A 19,883-nucleotide genomic window follows, 5' to 3' on the forward strand; every position below is an offset into this window, starting at 1 on the left:
GCTGACATGCGAGCGACAATCATGACGACCCAACTGCCTGTTTTTCGCCTCCTCCTCGCCATCGGTGCCGGGCTCGTCCTGACCGGCCTGCCCGCGCCGTCGCGTGCGCAGAACATCGTCGTCATGGTCAACGGCGACCCGATCACCGATTTCGACATCGAGCAGCGTTCCAAGCTCGACCAGCTGACGACGCAGAAGACCCCGAGCCGGCAGGAGGTCATCAACGAGCTGATCGACGACAAGGTGAAGCTCAAGGAAGGCAAGAAGTACGGCGTCGACCCCGGCATCTCCGACATCAACCAGTCCTACGAGGCCATGGCGCAGCGCATGCGCATCTCGCCGGACCAGCTCACCAAGTCGCTCGAGGTCAAGGGCGTCCGTCCCGAGACGTTGAAGGGCCGCATGAAGTCCGAGATGGTCTGGACCAGCCTCGTGCGCGGCCGCTTCAAGGAGAAGCTGATGGTCGGCGAGCGCGACGTCGCGCAGGCCGTGCAGGCCCAGACCGGCGACAAGCTCCAGATCGAGGGCACCGAGTACAAGATGCAGCCGGTCGTGCTGATCGTGCCGCGCGGCTCGTCCCAGGCCTTCATCGAGACGCGGCACAAGGAAGCCGAGACCTATCGCTCGCGCGTCGGAAGCTGCGAGGAAGCCAATTCGCTATTCCGCTCGACGCCGAACGCCACCATCCGCGACACCGTCACCAAGACCACCGCGGACCTGCCCGAGGCGCTTCGCAAGGTGCTCGACGACACCCAGATCGGCCACATGACCGCGCCGGAGGTCACCAAGGCGGGCATCGAGATGGTCGTGCTGTGCTCCCGCAAGCCGACCACGATCGACACGCCGAAAAAGCGCGAGGTCCGCGAAAAGATGTATTCGGAGAAGTACGAGAAGACCCAAAAGGCCTATCTCGACGATCTCCGCAAGGCGGCGATGATCGAATATCGCAACCGCTGATGGCCAACTTCGTAAAAGAGCCTTCGATCAAGCCTTCGAAGCCCCTCGCCCTGACCCTGGGAGAGCCCGCCGGCATCGGCCCCGACATCACGATCGCAGCCTGGCTCAGACGCCGCGAGCTGAACCTGCCCGCCTTCTATCTGCTCGGCGACGAAGCGCTGATCGCGCGCCGCGCGAAAGCGCTTGGCGCCGATATCCGGATCGCCGCCGTGAGCGCCAGTGAGACCGAGGCCGCCTTCCCCAAGGCCCTGCCGGTCGTTGCAACCGGCGAACACGCGACGACCGAGCCCGGCAAGCCCGACGCGTCGAGTGCACCGGCCGCGCTCGCCTCGATCCGGCAGGCGGTTACCGATGTCCGTGAAGGCCGCGCCAGCGCCGTCGTCACCAACCCGATCGCCAAGAGCGTGCTCTACCGCTCGGGCTTCCGCCATCCCGGCCACACCGAATACCTCGCCGAGCTTGCCGCAGAGGACGGCCACGTGCCGCAGCCGGTGATGATGCTGTGGTCGCCGCGGCTCGCAGTGGTGCCCGTGACGATCCACGTCTCCTTGCGCGATGCGCTGGCCCAGCTCACCAGCGAGCTCATTGTCTCGACCGCGCGTATCGTCGCGACCGAGCTGAAATCCCGCTTCGGCATCGAAAGGCCGCGCATTGCGGTCTCCGGCCTCAATCCGCATGCCGGAGAGGAGGGCTCGCTCGGCCACGAGGAGCAGACCGTGATTGCGCCAGCGCTCAAGGCGTTGCGCAGCGACGGCATCGAGGCGAAGGGACCTCTCCCTGCCGACACCATGTTTCACGAAGGCGCGCGAAGCACCTATGACTGCGCAATCTGCATGTACCACGACCAGGCGCTGATCCCGATCAAGACAGTCGCCTTCGACGACGCGGTCAACGTCACGCTCGGCCTGCCCTTCATCCGCACCTCGCCCGACCACGGCACCGCCTTCGACATCGCCGGCACCGGCAAGGCCAATCCGGCCAGCCTGATCGCGGCGCTTCGGCTCGCAGGCCGCATGGCGGCGTCGCAAAGCTGATGAGCGCAATCGACGACCTCCCGCCGCTTCGCGAGGTCATTCGCCAGCACGCGCTGTCGGCCCGCAAATCGCTCGGCCAGAACTTTCTGCTCGACCTCAATCTCACCGCGCGCATCGCGCGTGCGGCGGCTCCCCTTGAAGACTCCACCATCGTCGAGATCGGCCCGGGCCCCGGCGGACTGACACGCGCGCTGCTCGCGCTCGGTGCCAAACGTGTCATCGCCATCGAGCATGACGAGCGCGCGATCCCAGCGTTGGAGGACATTTCGGCGCGCTATCCCGGCCGGCTCGAGATCGTGCATGGCGATGCCATGACCTTCGACCCGCGCCCCCTGCTCGACGGCGAAAGAGCAAAAATCGTAGCGAACCTGCCCTACAACATCGCGACCCAGCTCCTGATCGGCTGGCTCACCACCGAGCCGTGGCCGCCCTGGTACGACATGATGGTCCTGATGTTCCAGCGCGAGGTCGGCGAGCGCATCGTGGCGCTCGAGGACGAGGAGGCCTATGGCCGTCTCGGCGTACTCGCCAACTGGCGCGCTGAGACGAAGATCCTGTTCGACATTTCGCCGTCCGCCTTCGTGCCGCCGCCGAAGGTCACCTCCTCCGTCGTACGCCTCAAGCCGCGCGCAGAGCCGCTCCCCTGCGATCGCAAGCTGCTCGAACAGGTCGCAGCCGCAGCTTTCGGTCAGCGCCGAAAAATGCTGCGGCAAAGTCTGAAATCGCTGGGTGTCGATCCCGCACGGCTTGCGCAAGCGGCCGGCGTCGATGCGACGCGGCGTGCCGAGACTATTCCCATTTCCGGCTTTGTTGCCATGGCGCGTGAATTGGCGGATATACGAGCCGAAACGTGAGAATGGAAATTCCGGAGGAAAGAAAATGGCGTTGATGCGTCGGCAGTCCCTGGTCAAGTTCGATGCGCCGCTGTGCGAGACCATCGTCGACACGCCAAAACCTCAGGGGCGTGAAGTGCTGGTCCGCATCGAGCGCTGCGGCCTCTGCCATTCCGATCTGCACATCCAGGACGGCTATGCCGATCTCGGCGGCGGCAAGAAGCTCGACACCACGCGCGGCATGACGCTGCCCTTCACGCTCGGCCACGAGATCGCTGGTGTCGTCGACGAAGTCGGCCCGGACGTACTTGCCGGCCTCGTCGGCGCCAAGAAGGCGGTGTTTCCGTGGATCGGCTGCGGCCAGTGCCGCGACTGCGCCAATGGCGACGAGAATCTTTGTGCGAAGCAGCGCTTCCTCGGCGTCTCCATCGACGGCGGCTTCGCCACCCACGTGCTGGTGCCCGACGCGAAATACCTGCTCGACTACGATCCCCTGCCCGTCAACCAGGCCGCGACCCTGATGTGCTCCGGCGTGACCGCCTATGGCGCGCTCAAGCGCCTGGTCGACCGTCCGCGCCAGCGCAATCTCTTGCTCATTGGCCTCGGCGGCGTCGGCATGATGGGCCTGTCGTTCGCACAGGCGATGTTCAAGCAGCCGATCACGGTTGCCGATCTCAGCCCGGCCGCGCGCGAGACCGCGCTGAAGAACGGTGCCGCTGTCGCCTACGATCCGTCCGAGCCCGACGTGATCAAGCGCATCCTGAAAGAAACCGAAGGCGGCTTTGACGAGGTGGTCGATTTCGCGGGCAACGAGAAGTCGATGGCGTTCGCGGTGGCAGTCGCCGCGCGCGGCGGCAAGGTCGTGGTCTCCGGCCTGATGGGCGGGCAGTTCACGCTGCCGATGGTGCAATGGGTCTACAAGCGTCTGACCGTCGAAGGCTTCATGGTCGGCACGCTCGCCGAAGCGCAGGAGCTGATGGCGCTCGCCCGCGCCGGCAAGATCAAGCCGACGCCGATGCGCGAGGAGCCGATGGGCGACGTCCAGAAGTGGATCGACGAACTGCGCGCCGGCAAGGTCGTCGGCCGCATCGTGCTGAAGAACTGACGCGCAGGAAAATCTAGACGGGCCTGGCGGCGGGATGAGGTCTCGCCGCCGCGCTTTCCTCCGCGGAATTAACCCGGAATGGACGCAAGGCCCGGTTCCAAACAGGGGAACCAGCAAGTCGCGAACTATAGTCCTTGCCAGCTTTCTTTGGAATTCTGGTGAGACCATGCAGACCATCCGCCGCTTCCTGGCCGATGAAACCGGCGCCACTGCGATCGAGTACGGCCTGATCGCTGCCGGCATCGCACTCGCGATCATCGCCGTGGTCAACAATCTCGGCTCGTCGTTGAAGTTGAAATTCGGCCCGATCAGCACCTCGCTTAAATAGCGCGACCCTGCCCGCTCACTCGAAGCACGTCGCCGCGCGCGGAACGGCTGCGGCAACACCGCGTTGGCAGCGCATGTCCATTCGTTGCACCGTCGAAAGCGCATTCTTCATCGCCTGGAGCTTCCTGGAGCAGAGCGGCGAGCTCGGTCCTCCGGACGAGAGCGCGAACATCATTCTGGATGCCATCGAAGCCCAGGTCAGGAAAGGTGAGCGCCGGCAGTTGATGCTCGCCAACAAGGCGATCGATGCCTACCGCAGGCAGGTGGCCCAAAGGCTCCTGCCGGCCGAACGCCAGATCTGTCTCGGATAAGAGCCGCCCCGTAGGCGCGCGCCTTATGTTCACTCCTGAACAGACGATCCGGGCTCATTTCGAAATTCCGTAGTTCTCCGGATGAGAACAAAGTTCGCAGCGTGACCCGCGCGCAACGCTGGACGGCGCGAGGCCTTCCGCCTGCGAACTTTTCGATTTCCCGCAAACACTTGTGTTCACTTTGGAACTGTCGGTTCCTGCGTGGAAACGTAGGGTTTTTCCCCAGGTGCCGATTCCCGGCCAATGAAGAGCCTTGAGACAAGAAGCGTGACCGGCCGGCCCAGGAACGATCTGCTGCGAACGCTCAGCGCCCAGGATTTCGAGCTGCTCGCCCCACACCTGCAAGCAGTCGAGCTGGCCGCGAACCACATTCTGCATCACGCCGGCGACGGCATCTCCGTCGTCCACTTCCCCTGCGGCCCTGCGTTCGTATCGTTCGCGGTGCCGGTCGAGGATGACCGCGAGGTTGAAAGTCTCCTGGTGGGCCGCGAGGGCGGGGTCGGTCTTTCCGCAGGCCGCAGCCCGTCGCTGGCCTATTCCCGCGTCGTCGTGAAGGTCGGCGGCACGCTGATTCGCCTGCCGCTACGCGCGCTCGAACAGGCGCAGCAGCGATCGGCCAGCCTGCATGAGATTTTTACGCGCTACGCAGCCTGCCAGTTCGCACAGCTGCTCCAGACCGCGGCCTGCAACGCGGCGCATTCGATCGAGCAACGCGCGGCCAAATGGATCATCGCGGCCCGGGAGCATATCGGCAGCGACGAAATCCGCCTCACCCATGAGCAGCTTGCCGGCATGCTCGGCGTCTCCCGCAGCTATGCCAGCCGCGTCATCCAGACGTTCAAGGCCAGGCGCATCCTCGCGACCCGCCGCGGTGCCATCCTGATTCTCGATGCGCCGGCACTCGAGACAAGCGCCTGCACCTGCAACGGCGCGGTGAAGAAGCACTTTCGCGAAGTGCTCGGACGCGCGGCCTCGGCCGGCTAGAGCGTTTTCGAGCGAAGTGGACGCCGGTTCGCGCAAGGACAATGCGTCAAGACAAGGATCTGGAGCCCCGTTCCGACACAATCGGAACGGGGCTCCAGAACGATCCGCGCGGAACGCCACGCCGCCGGAACATATCCGAGCCGCCCGCATTGGCCCGGACATGCCGCGGTATTTTTTTCATTTCGAGGGCCAGCAGCCCTACACCGACACGACCGGCGAAACGCTTCCTGACGACGAGGCCGCATGGCGTGAGGCGGCCCGCCTCTCCCGTGATGTCGAGCATGCGCTGCGCCCCGGCGACAGCTGGACACTCAGCGTGTTCGACGGAAGCGAGCCTGTCTTCGTGCTTGCGATGGTGACGCGGCGGTTTCGGTAACTTTCGCGCCGCACCTTTCGCATCCATCACTTCAGACCGCCAGTTGGAACGCTGCGAATGTTCCGCGCGTTGGCATCGCGTAGGCGGGCCGCGCACGGCAACCTCACCGGAACACCAGCAACAGGCGCATGGGATAGGCGATCAGGTAACCAAGGGGGAGACGAAACAGGAGAGACGAGTTTGTTCAATTTCGGTAAGTGGTACGATCCGATATCGGAGCGCTGGATCGCACCGCGTGAAGCGCGCCTGGAGGCGACATCTTCCCATGAGAGCGAGAACCACGTCCTCGAAACTCAGAGATCAATCGAAGTCAAGCGCATATGGCGCGCACTCGTCGATTGCTGCGCACGCGACTGACGCACAAACCCGTGCACAGCGGCGGAGCAACCCGCCCTCGGCCGTGTCGTTGTAACCCTGCATCACTGATCCCGCATCGCAGCTGCGATACACCATCGTGGGCTCACTAGCGCCGCGCTGGGTGGGAATCTGCCGAGGGCTATGCCTTGCATCTCTATCCTGCGAGCTCGCGTGCAGGCCGCGAGCCGGGAAACTTGACGTTCTTGGCCTTGACGTTCTTGGCGGCGGCTTCGGAATGGAATGAGCGCTGGCTTTCGAACCACATCGCCTGGATCTTGATTTAGGTCAAATCAGACTCCGGGAAGAAGCTGAAGTTCTCGGAGGGTGCCGATCCTCGCGGGGCGGCATCGCATTGGTGTTGCACGGCACCCCAACTCACGGAGGAACGCCATGCTTCGATATGTTCTCGCTGCTCTGGCAGCTCTCGTCCTGATCACCGTCAGCCTGATTCCAGATGAAGCCTATGCCCGCCGCGGCGGTGGCGGATATCATGGAGGCGGCATGCGCGGCGTTCGCGTCGGGGGCGGTGCTGTTCATGCCGGACGTGTCGGCGGATATCGGGTGGCGGGTCGCGGCTATGGATACCGCCCAATAGCCGGCCGACCGGTCGCCAGGGCTGCCTACCGCAATGCCGCCTATCGCGGTGTCTATCGAGGCGCAGCCTACGGTTTGGGAGCAGCTGCGGTAGGAGCGGCTGCAGCCGGAGCCTACGGCTACTACAACAACAACTGCACCTACGACACCTACGGCAATCAAGTTTGCCCGGGTCAATATCCTTACGGGTATCGATACTGACCGAAATCGCCTTTGCGCGGACGGCTGTACGCCAAAAGTACTGCCGTCCGCTTCCAGTTGCACCCGGCGATCCGGCCAACACACAGCGACGGCATCGATCGAGAATGAGTGACGCCGAAGCGTTCACGCAATGCCGAGCGCAGCCCTCCGATATGATCGCCGTCGCCCTCGCCTCATCGTCCATCGTCGCGCAGTCCGGCAGTGCCGGCGGCTCGATCGGCAATGACGAGAAATCGCTGTCCGCCTTTCCGGCCGCAGCGGTTCCGGAACCTGGCGCCGCACCGACGGCTGCGGCGGAAAACAATAGGGCCGAGAAAACACCTGATTTCGCGGCGGAACGAACGCCGCGGAGGCCTGATTCAAGCCACATCCTCTCCGGATTTGCGGCTCATTGCCACCCAAGTCTTTGATGACAAAGGGAAGGTAATCAGTTGCGTCATGCGTAATCGGGAGACCAGGATGGGCAACCGCGCCGCAAAGTTCATATCCGCGCTTGCTGGCAGCATCATTGCCGGCGCGCCACTAGCCGCCGTGTCGCAGAATGCGCCGACGGCAACGAGCACGGCAAATGCCGCCAGCGACTGCCTCGCCTCGCCAAAGGGCGTCGCGCCGCAGGGGCAGCATTGGTACTATCGCGTGGAGCGCGGGACCAAGCGGCAATGCTGGTATCTGCGCGCCGAAGGCGGCAAGGATAGCGTCAAGGACAGCGCCAAGGCCGTGCAGACCGCGCAGGCTGCGCCCGACGCACCGACAGCAGATTCAGCGGCAGCGCCGTCGCAGCAGCAGCACACGGTGCAGGACGCACGCGCCGAATATCTGACGGCGCAGAGCAATGCCGCGCCGACGACGCCGAACACACCGGCGCCGGCGAAACCGGCGCCGCTGCAACAGGCTGCGCCTCCCTCCGCCGACAGCAACGCGCAGCAGCCCGAGGTCGCCACGCGCTGGCCCGACGCCTCCGCCGTGCCCACATCGCCCGCACCGCAAGCTGCGCCCGCTCCTGTCGCGTCGCCCTCTCCTGTCGCCTCGCCCGCGCCGCCGAGTGCAAAGCCGTCAAAATCCCCTGCCCCGGTCACGCTTGCCGCAGCAGATGCCACCACCGATAAGGCGACCGGCTCGCTCCAGATGCTGCTGCTCGTGATCGGCGGCGCGCTGGCGCTCGCCGGCCTCCTCGCCAGCATCATCTACCGGTTCGCTGGCCGGCGCGTCCGCGTCCAGGCCGCCGACCATCGCCGCGTCAACTGGGACAATCGGGAGCCGCAAGACGACGGCCGTGCGCCCTGGCTCCACGCGACGTCAGCCGACGCGCCGCGCGCGCAGCAGCCGCGCCCGGTGGATTTCGATGCCCCCCGTCCCAAAGCCGCGCAACTCGAAGCCGCGCAGCTCAAGGCCGCGCAGCTCAAGGCGATCGATCGCGCGATCGAGATCGTCGATGAGCGAGCGCCCCAAGCCCGCCACGAGCAAGCCCGCCACGAGGTCGCAGAGCTCGACGACGCCGCCATGTTCAACGGACAGTTCGAGATCGAGGCATCGGGCCCCCGGCTCGCGGCCAACGACGTCAATGACCAGGAATCGGCCGATCGCGATGACGATGTGCAGATCGAGGATGCCGTCGACGTCGACGTGATCACGGCGATGCTGGAACGGCTGGCGCAGGAAGGACCGCGCCTCTCGAAGCCTAACCTTGAAGCTGGCCTTGCAAACCTCGCACGAAACCAACGAGGCCCGTCCGCCGCTCGCGCTTGAGGCGTTCGGCCTTCAGGATCGACTGCACCTCGGCGAAGGCCTCATCGACGTCGTGGTTGATGACGATGTAGTCGTACTCGGCCCAGTGGCTCATCTCGTGGCTAGCGCGGCTCATGCGCTTGCGGATCACCTCGTCGGAATCCTGCGCGCGCGAATGCAGGCGCTTCTCGAGATCGCCGGCCGAGGGCGGCAAAATGAACACGCTGACGACGTCCGCGCGCGCCTTCTCGCGGAGCTGCTGCGTGCCCTGCCAGTCGATGTCGAACAGCACGTCCTGCCCCGCCGACAACGCCGCCTCGACCGGTGCGCGCGGCGTGCCGTAGCTATTGTCGAACACGGTCGCCCATTCCAGGAGCTCGTCGCCCTTCACCATCGCGTCGAACCTGGCCTTGTCGACGAACAGATAGTCGCGACCGTCAACCTCGCCGGGCCGCATCGCCCGCGTGGTCGCGGAGACCGACATCCGAAGGCCGGGCATGCGCTCGATCAGCAGACGCGACAGCGTCGTCTTGCCCGCGCCTGACGGCGAGGACAGCACGAACATCAATCCACGCCGCTCGACACCGTCAGTTCCGTGACAGCCCGTCGTCATCGATCACTCCAGATTCTGGACCTGTTCGCGGAACTGCTCCACCACGTTCTTCATGGCGAGCCCCGTATTGGTCAGCTCGATGTCGTTCGACTTCGAGCAGCAGGTGTTGACCTCGCGGTGAAACTCCTGCGCCAGGAAGTCGAGCTTGCGGCCGATCGGGCCGCCCTTGCCGATCAGCTCGCGCGCCTGCGCGATGTGGGAGGCGATGCGGTCGAGCTCCTCGCGGATGTCGGCCCTGGTCGCGATCAGGATCGCCTCCTGCATCAGGCGGTCGGAATCGAAACGGTCGGAGGTGTCGAGCAGCGTTGCGATCTGCTCGGCGAGTCTCGCCTTGATCGCCTCGGGCTTGCGGCCGGGCGCGGCCTCCGCCTTCTTGGCCAGCGCCTCGACCTCGTCCACCCGCTGGGTCAGGATCCGCCCGAGCGAAGTCCCCTCGCGCTTGCGCATCTCGACAAGATCGGTGAGCGCCTTGTCGAAGGCCTCCGCTGCCGCGGCGCGCGCGGCCCTGTCCTCGTCCTCGTCGCCCTCGGGTTCGGCGACCTCGACGACGCCCTTGATGGCGAGCAGGCCGTCGACGCTCGGCGCGACCGCGTCGACCTTGCCGGCGATCACGGCCGCGGCCTTCAGGACGGCGTTGAGCACGTCCTCGTTGACGCGGACGGAGGCTGCGGCGTTGGCGCGCTTGACGTTGAGATTGGCGTAGACCGTGCCGCGCGACAAAAGCTCGCCGGCGCGCTTCTTGGCGTGGGCCTCGAGCTCGTCGAACCCCTGCGGCAGCCGCACCCTGAGGTCAAAGCCCTTGGCGTTGACCGACTTCAATTCCCATTCGAACGTATACGGCCCGCTAGCGCCGTGGCTTCGGGCAAAGCCGGTCATGGACGACAGCGCCATCAGGTCAATTTCTCCGGAAACACAGGATTCGCGAGGCCATCAAGCCACGCGAATCTTAAGACTATTTTGCAGGAAAGTGGAATCCGCAAAGTCCCGCAGGCAGGTCTGCGCCAAGGCTAGCGCTGGACCACCGGCGGCGACGGCTGCACCGCGCCCTGCCGGGCTGGCGCCGGACCGGCGGGGCGCGCCGGCGGCTTCTTCTGCTGGCTGGGCCGCGCCGGCGTGGTCGCCGTCGGCGGATCCGCGGCAGCGCCGGGCGCGGCGGCCGCCGGCGGCTGCGCATCCTCGGCCGGCTCCACGGTGTCGTTCTGGATCTGCTTCTCCATCGCGCGGAGCTTGGCGACGTTCTTCTGGTGCGCGTCGTAGGTCTCGGTGAAGGCGTGCCCGCCCGAGCCGTCCGCGACGAAATAGAGGTCGCGGGTGCGGGCCGGATTGGCGGTGGCTTCCAGCGAGGCGCGGCCGGGGTTGGAGATCGGGCCGGGCGGCAGTCCTTCGATCACGTAGGTGTTGTAGGGCGAGGGCTGCGTGATCTCGCTGCGCTTGATCGGACGGCCGAGCGTGCCCTTGCCGCCGACAAGGCCGTAGATGATGGTCGGATCAGACTGCAGCTTGATTTTCTGCTTCAGCCGGTTGGCGAATACGGCCGCGACACGGCTGCGCTCGTCCGCCTTGCCGGTCTCCTTCTCGACGATCGAGGCCAGCGTCACCAGTTGCTCCGGAGACTTCACCGGAATGTCCTGGCTGCGGCGCTCCCATATCTCGGCCAGCACGCGCTTGTGCGCCTGTTGCATGCGCTGGATCACCTGATCACGCGGGGTCCCGCGCGGGAACTTGTAGGTCTCGGGCAGCAGCGTGCCTTCGCGCGGCAACTCGCGGACGCTGCCGGTGAAGATGTCGTTGTCGGACAGCCGCGCCACGATCTGCTCGGAGGTCAGGCCTTCCGGGATCGTGACAGAATGCTGCACCACCTTGCCCTCGACGATGGTGGCGATGACGTCGCGCAAGGAGGCGTTCTTCTGGAACGAATACTCACCCGGCTTCAGGTCCGAGCTCGCCTTCAGCGCGGCGACGCTGGCGATGAACACCCATGGATTGACGTCGGTCACGCCTTCCCGGTTCAGCGTCTCGGCGATGTCGCGCTTGCCGGCCCGCTGCGGGATGTTGACGATCTTGTCTTCCTTCAGCGGCCCGGCCGCCTCGAGCACCTGCCGGCCGTAATAATAGACGCCGCCGGCGCCGAGCATGGCGATCAGCAGAAGGGTGATGATGGCGTTGCCGACGATCACGAAGGGATTGCGCGCCCGGTCCGATCGCTTCGGCGGCGGCGGGACCTGCTCGGGCTCCAGCGCTGCCCGCGGACTCCGGGGCGAAATGGGCGGCCTTTCACTCATCGAAGCAAACCTGAATCCTGCCGGTTCAACCGCGGCCTGGCAATCGCTTGCCCTGCCGAATGCACGCGCCCACTTCCATGACTATCGCCGAATGCGGCAAAACGGTGGATTCGTCGCAACAACAAACTAATGAATCAGACGCCGGACGATCACCGACGCATTGGTACCGCCAAAACCGAAAGAATTCGACAACGCAACGTTGACCTCGCGCTTCTTCGCAATGTGCGGCACGAGATCGATTGCAGTCTCGACCGACGGGTTATCCAGGTTGATGGTCGGCGGCACGACATTATCGCGAATCGCGAGAATGGCGAAGATCGCTTCGATCGCACCGGCCGCACCGAGGAGATGGCCGGTCGACGATTTGGTCGAGGACATCGCGACCTTGGAAGCGGCGTTGCCGAGCAGGCGCTCGACCGCACCGAGTTCGATCTCGTCACCGAGCGGTGTCGAGGTGCCATGGGCGTTGATGTAGTCGAGATCGGATGCCGTCAGGCCGGCGCGCTTGAGCGCAGCCGACATGCTGCGGAATCCGCCATCGCCATCGGGCGACGGCGACGTGATGTGATAGGCGTCGCCCGAAAGACCGTAGCCGATCACCTCGGCGTAGATCTTGGCGCCGCGGCGCGTGGCGTGCTCGAGTTCTTCCAGGACGAGGACGCCGGCGCCCTCGCCCATCACGAAGCCGTCGCGGTCCTTGTCGTAGGGACGCGATGCCTTCTCGGGCGTCTCGTTGAAGCCGGTCGAGAGCGCACGGGCGGCGTTGAAGCCGGCAATGCCGATGCGGCTGATCGGCGACTCGGCGCCGCCGGCCACCATGACGTCGGCATCGCCCAGCGCGATCAGGCGAGCGGCATCGCCGACCGCATGCGCGCCGGTCGAGCAGGCCGTGACCACCGAATGGTTGGGCCCCTTCAGCCCGTGCGCGATCGACACGTAGCCGGAGGCGAGATTGATCAGGCGGCCGGGAATGAAGAACGGCGACACCCGGCGCGGTCCGCGCTCCTTCAAGAGGATCGCGGTTTCGGCGATACCGTTGAGGCCGCCGATGCCGGAACCGATCATGGTGCCGGTCGCGCACTTGTCCTCCTCAGACTCGGGATGCCAGTTGGCATCGTCGAGCGCCTGGCCGGCTGCGGCCATGCCGAAGATGATGAAGTCGTCGACCTTGCGCTGGTCCTTCGGCTCCATCCACTTGTCGGGATTGAACGTGTCGTTGGTGCCGTCGCCGCGCACGACGGTGCAGGCGTATTTGGTCTGCAGATCGGAGACATCGAAGCTCTCGATCTTGCGCGCACCGCTTTCGCCGTTGAGGATACGTTTCCAGGTTGGCTCGACGCCGCAGCCGAGTGGCGACACCATGCCGAGACCAGTGACGACAACCCGCCTCATATCCGAAAACTCCGCATCGAAAGATTCACGGCCAATAACAAGAAACCGGCTGACCGCTGGTCAGCGGCCCGTCCGGTTTCAATGTTGTCCCCGCGAAAATGAAGAGCCTTAGCTCTTCGCGTTCTTCTCGAGAAACTTCGTGGCGTCGCCGACGGTGAGAATCGTTTCCGCGGCGTCGTCAGGAATCTCGCAACCGAATTCTTCTTCGAACGCCATCACCAGTTCGACGGTGTCCAGACTGTCGGCGCCGAGGTCGTCGATGAAGCTCGCAGCGTCGACAACCTTCTCGGGTTCAACACCAAGGTGTTCGACCACGATCTTCTTAACCCGCTCGCCAATGTCACTCATTGCATAACCTCGTGTTGTTCCCTGTAGACCCGACCCCCCGGGACGATACGAGCCGTCGTGGTCGTTGACTGCCTTCGCTTACGAACTTGATTTGGCCCCATCCTAACGATGCGGGCCCCGGCGAACGACGGCCAAGGCTCCGCATCGCCAATATACAGGGTTTCAAAAACCTGCAATGGCGTTCTTTGCCCATCCGTTGAAGGTCCGGTTATCATACTTCAACTGCCTTGACTACAAGCCTCATTTCGCTCCGGAAACGGCCGTTTGCCGCATCCCGCGCCGCCATGTGGGCAGTGCGAAACGAGACGTCAGATCATGGCCATGCCGCCGTTGACGTGGATGGTTTGCCCTGTGACGTAGGCTGCTTCGTTCGAACTCAGGTAAACCGCGGCCGCCGCGATGTCCTCGGGCGTCCCCAGGCGAGCGGCCGGAACCTTGGTCAGAATCGTCTCGCGCTGCTTGTCGTTGAGCGCATCCGTCATCGGTGTCTTGATGAAGCCCGGCGCGATGCAGTTCGCTGTGACGCCCCGCTTGGCGTATTCGGCACCCAACGTCTTGATCATGCCGATCAGGCCCGCCTTCGACGCCGTGTAGTTGCCCTGCCCGGGATTGCCGGTAACGCCGACCACCGAGGTAATGGCGATGATGCGGCCGAAGCGCTTTCGCATCATCAATTTGGTGGCGGCACGCGCCAGGCGGAAGGTCGCGGTCAGATTGACGTTGATGACCTCCTCCCAGTCCTCGTCGCGGAGCTGCACAAAGAGATTGTCGCGGGTGATACCGGCATTGGCGATGAGGATGTCGACCTGTCCCATCGCAGCTTCCGCGGCGGGCACCAGCGCCTCGACCTCGTCAGCCTTGGAGAGATTGCACGGCAACACGTGGGTACGCTCGCCGAGCTTGCCGGCAAGCTCATCCAGCACTTCCTTGCGCGTCCCTGAGATCGCAACGGTGGCGCCCTGCGCGTGCAGCGCCTGCGCGATCGCGCCGCCGATGCCGCCGGTCGCGCCGGTGACGAGCGCCTTCTTGCCAGTCAGATCGAACATTGAGTACTCCTCTAGGCCTGCTTCGCAGCGGCCAATGCATCCTTGGCGGCGGCAATATCGTTCGGTCCGCCGACTGAAACGCCGACAGCGCCGTCCGCAATGCGCTTGACGAGACCAGACAGCACCTTGCCGGCGCCGATCTCGAAGAAACGCGTGACGCCCTGCCCGGCCATGTAGGCAACCGACTCGCGCCAGCGCACCGTGCCGGTGACCTGCTCGACCAGGCGGCGGCGGATCTCGTCGGGATCGGTGATCGCGCTCGCCAGCACGTTCGACACCAGCGGCGCGGCCGGCGCCTTGATCGTGACCTTGGCCAGCGCCTCCGCCATGGCGTCGGCGGCCGGCTGCATCAGCTTGCAATGGAAGGGCGCGGACACCGGCAGCAACATTGCGCGCTTGGCACCCTTGGTCTTGGCGATCTCGACGGCGCGATCGACCGCAGCCTTGTCGCCGGAGACGACCACCTGCCCGCCGCCGTTGTCGTTGGCGGCCTGGCAGACTTGCCCCTGCGCCGCCTCGTTGGCGACCTCCATGGCGGCTTCGTAGTCGAGGCCGAGGAGAGCAGCCATCGCGCCGGCGCCAACCGGCACGGCCTTCTGCATTGCGAGACCGCGGGTGCGAAGCAGCCGCGCGGTATCAGAAACCGTCAGGCTGCCGGCCGCCGCCAGCGCCGAATATTCACCGAGCGAGTGGCCGGCGACGAACGCCGCATCCCGTCCCACGGAAAACCCGGCTTCGGCCTCCAGCACACGCAGGGTGGCGACAGATACCGCCATCAGCGCCGGCTGGGCGTTCTGGGTGAGCTGGAGGGTTTCGGCCGGACCATCCCAGATGATCGCCGTCAGCTTCTCCCCGAGCGCGGCATCGACCTCGTCGAACACGGCGCGCGCCACTGGGAATGCGTCGGCCAAGGCCTTGCCCATACCAACCGCCTGGGACCCCTGCCCCGGAAATGTGAATGCTGCCGTCATCGGCGCTCCCCTGGATCGCTCGAGCAGTTGTCTTCGAGAACCGGCAGCCGACTACGCCCGGCCCGAGCCTTGGTTCCCGATCGTGCTCCAAAGGGGGCGTAGACAACGACCAGGGCCGCGCTGTCAAGCCGCGATGGCCCGGAGATAGACGCCCGGCCACAGGCGCTATGCCTCAAAAGCCGCCCGTTGCTGTGCACCAATCGGGCCTGCGGGGCATCGCTTGCGGGCAAAGCATTTACGCTATCGGGAACTTGGTTCCGTCACTTAAGAGGCCATAAATTCAGCTCCCCTAGGTTGCCGGCATGGCAATGATGGTCCCACAGACGTCCACCGTTTCCGCTTCGGCCGGGCACCCGCCGCGGCCGTGGCCTCCTTTCCATGCCAGCGTTGAATGGCTGCTCGCCGGCCCGCGTCCGCAGCCTGACGACATCCACAACGAATTGCTCCAGCAGCGGACCAACAAGACCAGGACGCTGGTGGTGGCCATACTGGCATCGCTGCTGATCGCATCGCTTGCCGCCACGCTGACCGGCGCCGCATGGGCTTATGCCTGGGTGCTGGCGGAGCTGGCCCTCGGCAGCACGCGCATCTGCCTGATGATGAGGGCCCTGGCACGGGCGAAGCGAGACCGGCGGGCGCCGGTGAACGTCTCGCCGATCTGGGCGGGGCTCGCCTCCGTCGTCCTGATTTCCGCCGGCTGCTACCAATGCGTCGCGTCTGATGTCATGCCGCTGGTGCTGATGGCCGGCATCGGGCTGGCGAATCTCGTCGGCGGCATCGCCTCACGCAATGCCGGTACGCCACGCTACGGCATACTCCTGATCTGCATCCTGACGCTGCCCTTCGCGCTCGCCACGATCCTGTCGCCGGTGCCGTTCCTGTTCATCATCGGCTTGCAAACGCCGGTCTATACGGCGGGGATGATTTTCCTGCTGCTGGAGAACCACAAGATCCTGCTCGACCTCCATCATTCCGAGCGCAACAACCGCCTGATGGCGCATCACGACCTGCTCACCGGCCTTCCCAACCGCGCGCTCAACCAGAAGCTCTTCGCCGAGATGCTCGACGGCCCGTGGCCGGAAGCCGCGTCGGAAAGCTCGAAGCTCACCGTGTTCTGCGTCGATCTCGACGGCTTCAAGGGCGTCAACGACAGGTTTGGACATGCAGCAGGCGACGCCGTCCTCGTCGCCGTGGCGAAGCGCCTGCGCGCCAGCGTGCGCGACGTCGATTTCGTGTGCCGGCTCGGTGGCGACGAGTTCGTCGTGCTGCTGCCTGACATCACCGAGCGCGAAGCCGTCATCGTGGCCGAGCGGATCATCTCGCGCGTCTCCGAACCGTTCGAGTTCGCGCCGGCGGCCTGCGTGGGAGCCAGCATCGGCATCGCGTCAGCGCCGCGTGCCGGCACCACCGCAGACGAGCTGCTGAGCGCAGCCGACCGCGCGATGTACGAGGCCAAGCGCCGCGGCAAAGGCGATTTCGTCATCCATCGCAGCGTCGAGTTCGTCGCCGAGGTCGTGCCTCTCGTCCCCTTCGCTAAAACGCCGGCGCTGGCCTGCTAGAATCCTCCGGCCGTCTGATTGGCGTCGACCTCCGACCCAGCCTGCGCGCGGCGCGCGCTGTTGACCAATTGCCCCGGCCGGTCGTCACGATTCGGCTTCGCCGTCGCGAGCCGCAGCACCGCGGCGTAGCCCGGCTGCACCTCCATGCGGCCGGCGTGCCGGCTCGCACTCAGCAGGCGATGCACCTTCGGCAGATTGTAGCAGGGCACGTAGAACAGGAGATGATGCTCGAGGTGATAGTTCACGTAGTACGGCGCGATGAACAGCCGCTCGAGGAAATTCGCATGTGTGGTGCGAGTGTTGCGCAAGGGATCGCTGCTGTCGGGCACGACGGCGTGCTCGGCGATGTTGCGGATGCGGGTGATGACCATCATCCAGGTCAGCAGCGGCACCAGCCATAGTAACGGATAGGCCCACCACACGCCGGCCGCCGCGAGTGCTGCGAACATCGCGGCATTGGCGAGGCATTGCGGACCGAGCTTCTCCCAGAAATGCGTGGCGCGCCGGCGCCACGACCAGTCCTTCGGACCGAGTGCATTGAAGAGTTGTGCCTTGCGTTGCTGGTAGCCGGTCTGCCCCGTGATGTCGCGGATGAACTTGCGGCGATAGCTCAGCTTCGTGATCGGAAACGGCGCCGACAGCACGAGATCGGGGTCGTCCTCCTGCTGGGTGCGCGCATGGTGCTGAAGGTGATAGCGCCGGTAACTGCGCGTCTCCGCGAAGAGAGGATAGGCGCAGAACCATTGGCTCAGGGCCAGATTGGTCTTCTCGTCGGCGGACAGGCAGCCATGCGCGCCGTCATGCATCAGGATCGCGAGCCCAAGCTGGCGCGAACCGATGATGGCAACGGCGAGAATATAGGTGACGGGGTTGGGCCACCACGCGACCAGGGCGATCGCACCAATGATCAGCGCCCAGGCGTGCGCAATCAGCGCGACTCCTTTCCAGGTCACGCGCTGGCGCACGTCGGCGAGTTGGTCGTCGGTCAGGAAATCGCGTGCACGCATGCGAAGTGCGGTCATGGCCTAACCCTCCTCATTCGAATTGCCTGATGCGTCGCGCTCGTCGACCAGACGGAGCCGCGCGGTGTCGCTCGCTGATTTCGCCTGCTCGCCGAGGACACGCAGCATCTCGTCGCATAATTCATCCGGCGACCGGCCCATGGCGTAGCCCTCGAGGATGACGCCGATGGCGACGGCCCAGAACCGCCGCGAGCTTTCGTCGGGCGCGCGCAGGGAGCGCCAGCCGTGCCGCGCGACCTGGCTCGCATAGGCGCGTGCGCCTTCACTGTGCAAGCGCTCGATGGTGCGCTCGACCAGCGGAGCAAGATCCTGGCGCCGCCGCGTCAGCGTCAGCGCCTCGGCGAAGAAGGCGACCGAATCGCTCGCCGTCACGGTCTCGGCCAGCGCATGGGTGTATTCCCGCGGCGTGCGCGCTTTCAGCGCCGCCTGCTCCGTCGACCGCGCCAGATACAGGAGTTCGCGGCAGGCGCATTCGACGAACAGCGCCTCCTTGGTGCGGAAGTAATAGGTGATCTGGCTCGGAAACGCGTCCGCGGCGGCCGCGATGTCGGTGATTGCCGTGCCCGACAGCCCTCGCTCCCGAAACAGTGGGCTCGCCGCGTCCAGCAGCATTGACCGCATCTTGCGACCGGCCGAGCGCGTGGCGCGCACAGCATGCTTGGGGTCGCCAGCGGCCTCAAACGGCTCATGGACCGACTTTTCAGCCATTGGGATCCTCTCCGTTGATTTATTTGTATGCTATACAAACAAATAAATCAAGCTGGTGTGGTACGAAAGGACCGGTCGCGCCACCCCGCACCGGGGCCGTCCGGGGCCGAAACCGCTGCCCGCAACCTTGCAATGCCGGCCAAAATCCGTATAAGCGCGCCATCCGCAGACCCCGGCCGGGAGCTGAACGGACGGTCTCAGCAAATCATTCGTGATTTTGGTGTGGCAGGGCCAGTCGGCCCGTCGTCCCGTGTTTCCGCCTTCTGAGCTTAATCCCAGAGTCCTTTCCGAAGGTCTCTTAAGGGCTTGACGCCGGGCGATGCGCCAACACGAGGAAAGGACGACAATGGCTCTCTATGAGCATGTTTTTCTCGCGCGCCAGGACGCGAGCACGCAGCAGGTCGAAGAGCTGACTGCGCAGATGACCGGCATCGTCGAGGGTCTCGGCGGCAAGGTCACCAAGACCGAGAATTGGGGCGTTCGCTCCCTCACCTACCGCATGAACAAGAACCGCAAGGCGCACTTCGTGCTGCTCAACATCGACGCGCCGTCCGCGGCGATCGCCGAGATCGAGCGCCAGGAGCGCATCAGCGAAGACGTGATCCGCTATCTCAGCGTCCGCGTCGAGGAGCTCGAGGAAGGCCCGTCAGCGATGATGCGCAAGGCCGACCGTGACCGCGAGCGTGACGACCGTGGCGGCGGCTTCCGCGGCGATCGCGAAGGCGGTGGCTTCCGTGGCGACCGCGAGGGCGGTTTCCGTGGCGGCGATCGCGACGGTGGTGGCTTCCGCGGTGACCGCGGTCCGCGCCGTCCGCGTGACGAAGCTGAAACCACAACGCCGGATGCGGAGTAAGATCAATGGCTGAAGCTGGTGCACGCCGTCCGTTTTTCCGTCGCCGCAAGAGCTGCCCGTTCACGGGCGCAAATGCTCCGAAGATCGACTACAAGGACTCCAAGCTCTTGATGCGCTACGTCTCCGAGCGCGGCAAGATCGTGCCGAGCCGCATCACCGCGGTGTCGGCCAAGAAGCAGCGTGAGCTCGCCCGCGCCATCAAGCGCGCGCGCTTCCTGGGCCTGCTGCCCTACGTCATTCGCTAAGACGAATTCGGCCGGCGGCGACATTGCCGCCGGCCGCACT

Annotated in this window: 22 protein-coding genes; 13 read left to right on the plus strand and 9 right to left on the minus strand. The window is 65.2% G+C overall.

What is annotated here, in order from left to right:
- Window positions 1-21 precede the first annotated feature (21 nt).
- The 10 genes from JQ627_RS22290 to JQ627_RS22335 all read left to right on the plus strand — a co-directional run bounded on the left by JQ627_RS22290 (window position 22) and on the right by JQ627_RS22335 (window position 8,825).
- Window positions 22-957 (plus strand): SurA N-terminal domain-containing protein, encoded by a 936-nt coding sequence (locus JQ627_RS22290; protein ID WP_212486285.1) that lies wholly within the window; start codon window positions 22-24, stop codon window positions 955-957.
- The gene (pdxA, locus tag JQ627_RS22295; RefSeq protein ID WP_212486286.1) at window positions 957-1,991 is read left to right on the plus strand and encodes a 4-hydroxythreonine-4-phosphate dehydrogenase PdxA; all 1,035 of its coding nucleotides are present in this window, start codon (window positions 957-959) and stop codon (window positions 1,989-1,991) included. The genes JQ627_RS22290 and pdxA overlap by 1 nt, the downstream gene beginning before the upstream one ends.
- Window positions 1,991-2,845 (plus strand): 16S rRNA (adenine(1518)-N(6)/adenine(1519)-N(6))-dimethyltransferase RsmA, encoded by an 855-nt coding sequence (rsmA, locus tag JQ627_RS22300; protein ID WP_212486287.1) that lies wholly within the window; start codon window positions 1,991-1,993, stop codon window positions 2,843-2,845. The genes pdxA and rsmA overlap by 1 nt, the downstream gene beginning before the upstream one ends.
- 25 nt (window positions 2,846-2,870) lie before the next feature.
- Window positions 2,871-3,929 carry an alcohol dehydrogenase gene (locus tag JQ627_RS22305; protein ID WP_212486288.1) on the plus strand — a complete coding sequence of 353 codons (1,059 nt, stop codon included), beginning with the start codon at window positions 2,871-2,873 and terminating at the stop codon, window positions 3,927-3,929.
- A 166-nt stretch (window positions 3,930-4,095) separates the two neighbouring features.
- On the plus strand, window positions 4,096-4,257 hold the full coding sequence (locus tag JQ627_RS22310; protein WP_212486289.1) for a Flp family type IVb pilin: 162 nt from the start codon (window positions 4,096-4,098) through the stop codon (window positions 4,255-4,257).
- 73 nt (window positions 4,258-4,330) lie between these two features.
- Window positions 4,331-4,567 (plus strand): hypothetical protein, encoded by a 237-nt coding sequence (locus JQ627_RS22315; protein WP_212486290.1) that lies wholly within the window; start codon window positions 4,331-4,333, stop codon window positions 4,565-4,567.
- A 267-nt stretch (window positions 4,568-4,834) separates the two neighbouring features.
- Entirely contained in the window at window positions 4,835-5,551 is a 717-nt protein-coding gene (locus JQ627_RS22320; protein WP_212486291.1) for a Crp/Fnr family transcriptional regulator, read from the plus strand.
- A gap of 160 nt (window positions 5,552-5,711) precedes the next feature.
- Entirely contained in the window at window positions 5,712-5,927 is a 216-nt protein-coding gene (locus tag JQ627_RS22325; protein WP_212486292.1) for a DUF6894 family protein, read from the plus strand.
- A 747-nt stretch (window positions 5,928-6,674) separates the two neighbouring features.
- Window positions 6,675-7,079: a hypothetical protein gene (locus JQ627_RS22330; RefSeq protein ID WP_212486293.1), complete on the plus strand. Its 405-nt coding sequence runs from the start codon at window positions 6,675-6,677 to the stop codon at window positions 7,077-7,079.
- A 459-nt stretch (window positions 7,080-7,538) separates the two neighbouring features.
- Window positions 7,539-8,825: a hypothetical protein gene (locus JQ627_RS22335; RefSeq protein WP_212486294.1), complete on the plus strand. Its 1,287-nt coding sequence runs from the start codon at window positions 7,539-7,541 to the stop codon at window positions 8,823-8,825.
- Here JQ627_RS22335 and gmk read toward each other — a convergent pair.
- The 7 genes from gmk to fabD all read right to left on the minus strand — a co-directional run bounded on the left by gmk (window position 8,758) and on the right by fabD (window position 15,456).
- Complete coding sequence (gene gmk / locus JQ627_RS22340; RefSeq protein WP_212486295.1) at window positions 8,758-9,417, minus strand: guanylate kinase; 660 nt, start codon at window positions 9,415-9,417, stop codon at window positions 8,758-8,760. The genes JQ627_RS22335 and gmk overlap by 68 nt on opposite strands.
- 3 nt (window positions 9,418-9,420) lie before the next feature.
- Window positions 9,421-10,308 carry a YicC/YloC family endoribonuclease gene (locus tag JQ627_RS22345; RefSeq protein WP_212486296.1) on the minus strand — a complete coding sequence of 296 codons (888 nt, stop codon included), beginning with the start codon at window positions 10,306-10,308 and terminating at the stop codon, window positions 9,421-9,423.
- Between the two features lie 116 nt (window positions 10,309-10,424).
- The gene (mltG, locus tag JQ627_RS22350) at window positions 10,425-11,699 is read right to left on the minus strand and encodes an endolytic transglycosylase MltG (protein WP_212486297.1); all 1,275 of its coding nucleotides are present in this window, start codon (window positions 11,697-11,699) and stop codon (window positions 10,425-10,427) included.
- 126 nt (window positions 11,700-11,825) lie between these two features.
- Window positions 11,826-13,091, minus strand: coding sequence for a beta-ketoacyl-ACP synthase II (fabF, locus tag JQ627_RS22355; RefSeq protein WP_212486298.1), 1,266 nt, complete (start codon window positions 13,089-13,091; stop codon window positions 11,826-11,828).
- A gap of 108 nt (window positions 13,092-13,199) precedes the next feature.
- Complete coding sequence (locus tag JQ627_RS22360; protein ID WP_008130699.1) at window positions 13,200-13,439, minus strand: acyl carrier protein; 240 nt, start codon at window positions 13,437-13,439, stop codon at window positions 13,200-13,202.
- A gap of 308 nt (window positions 13,440-13,747) precedes the next feature.
- Window positions 13,748-14,485, minus strand: a complete 738-nt coding sequence (gene fabG / locus JQ627_RS22365) for a 3-oxoacyl-[acyl-carrier-protein] reductase (protein ID WP_027557576.1) — start codon at window positions 14,483-14,485, stop codon at window positions 13,748-13,750.
- An 11-nt stretch (window positions 14,486-14,496) separates the two neighbouring features.
- Entirely contained in the window at window positions 14,497-15,456 is a 960-nt protein-coding gene (gene fabD, locus JQ627_RS22370) for an ACP S-malonyltransferase (RefSeq protein WP_212486299.1), read from the minus strand.
- A gap of 302 nt (window positions 15,457-15,758) precedes the next feature.
- Here fabD and JQ627_RS22375 point away from each other — a divergent pair, with 302 nt between their 5' ends.
- Window positions 15,759-17,015 carry a GGDEF domain-containing protein gene (locus JQ627_RS22375; protein ID WP_212486300.1) on the plus strand — a complete coding sequence of 419 codons (1,257 nt, stop codon included), beginning with the start codon at window positions 15,759-15,761 and terminating at the stop codon, window positions 17,013-17,015.
- Here the strand turns inward: JQ627_RS22375 and JQ627_RS22380 are convergent.
- Window positions 17,012-18,037 (minus strand): fatty acid desaturase family protein, encoded by a 1,026-nt coding sequence (locus tag JQ627_RS22380; RefSeq protein WP_212486301.1) that lies wholly within the window; start codon window positions 18,035-18,037, stop codon window positions 17,012-17,014. The two genes, JQ627_RS22375 and JQ627_RS22380, sit on opposite strands and share 4 nt — an antisense overlap.
- Before the next feature lie 3 nt (window positions 18,038-18,040).
- A complete protein-coding gene (locus JQ627_RS22385) occupies window positions 18,041-18,745 on the minus strand; it encodes a TetR/AcrR family transcriptional regulator C-terminal domain-containing protein (RefSeq protein ID WP_212486302.1) in 705 nt (234 codons plus the stop codon).
- A 346-nt stretch (window positions 18,746-19,091) separates the two neighbouring features.
- Between JQ627_RS22385 and rpsF the strand changes: the two genes are divergently transcribed.
- Both rpsF and rpsR read left to right on the plus strand, forming a co-directional pair.
- Window positions 19,092-19,598, plus strand: coding sequence for a 30S ribosomal protein S6 (rpsF, locus tag JQ627_RS22390; RefSeq protein ID WP_014495806.1), 507 nt, complete (start codon window positions 19,092-19,094; stop codon window positions 19,596-19,598).
- Between the two features lie 5 nt (window positions 19,599-19,603).
- Window positions 19,604-19,843, plus strand: coding sequence for a 30S ribosomal protein S18 (rpsR, locus tag JQ627_RS22395; RefSeq protein ID WP_007592020.1), 240 nt, complete (start codon window positions 19,604-19,606; stop codon window positions 19,841-19,843).
- Window positions 19,844-19,883 lie beyond the last annotated feature (40 nt).

The sequence above is a fragment of the Bradyrhizobium liaoningense genome (assembly GCF_018130785.1).
GTDB classification, from domain to species: Bacteria; Pseudomonadota; Alphaproteobacteria; order Rhizobiales; family Xanthobacteraceae; genus Bradyrhizobium; species Bradyrhizobium liaoningense_A.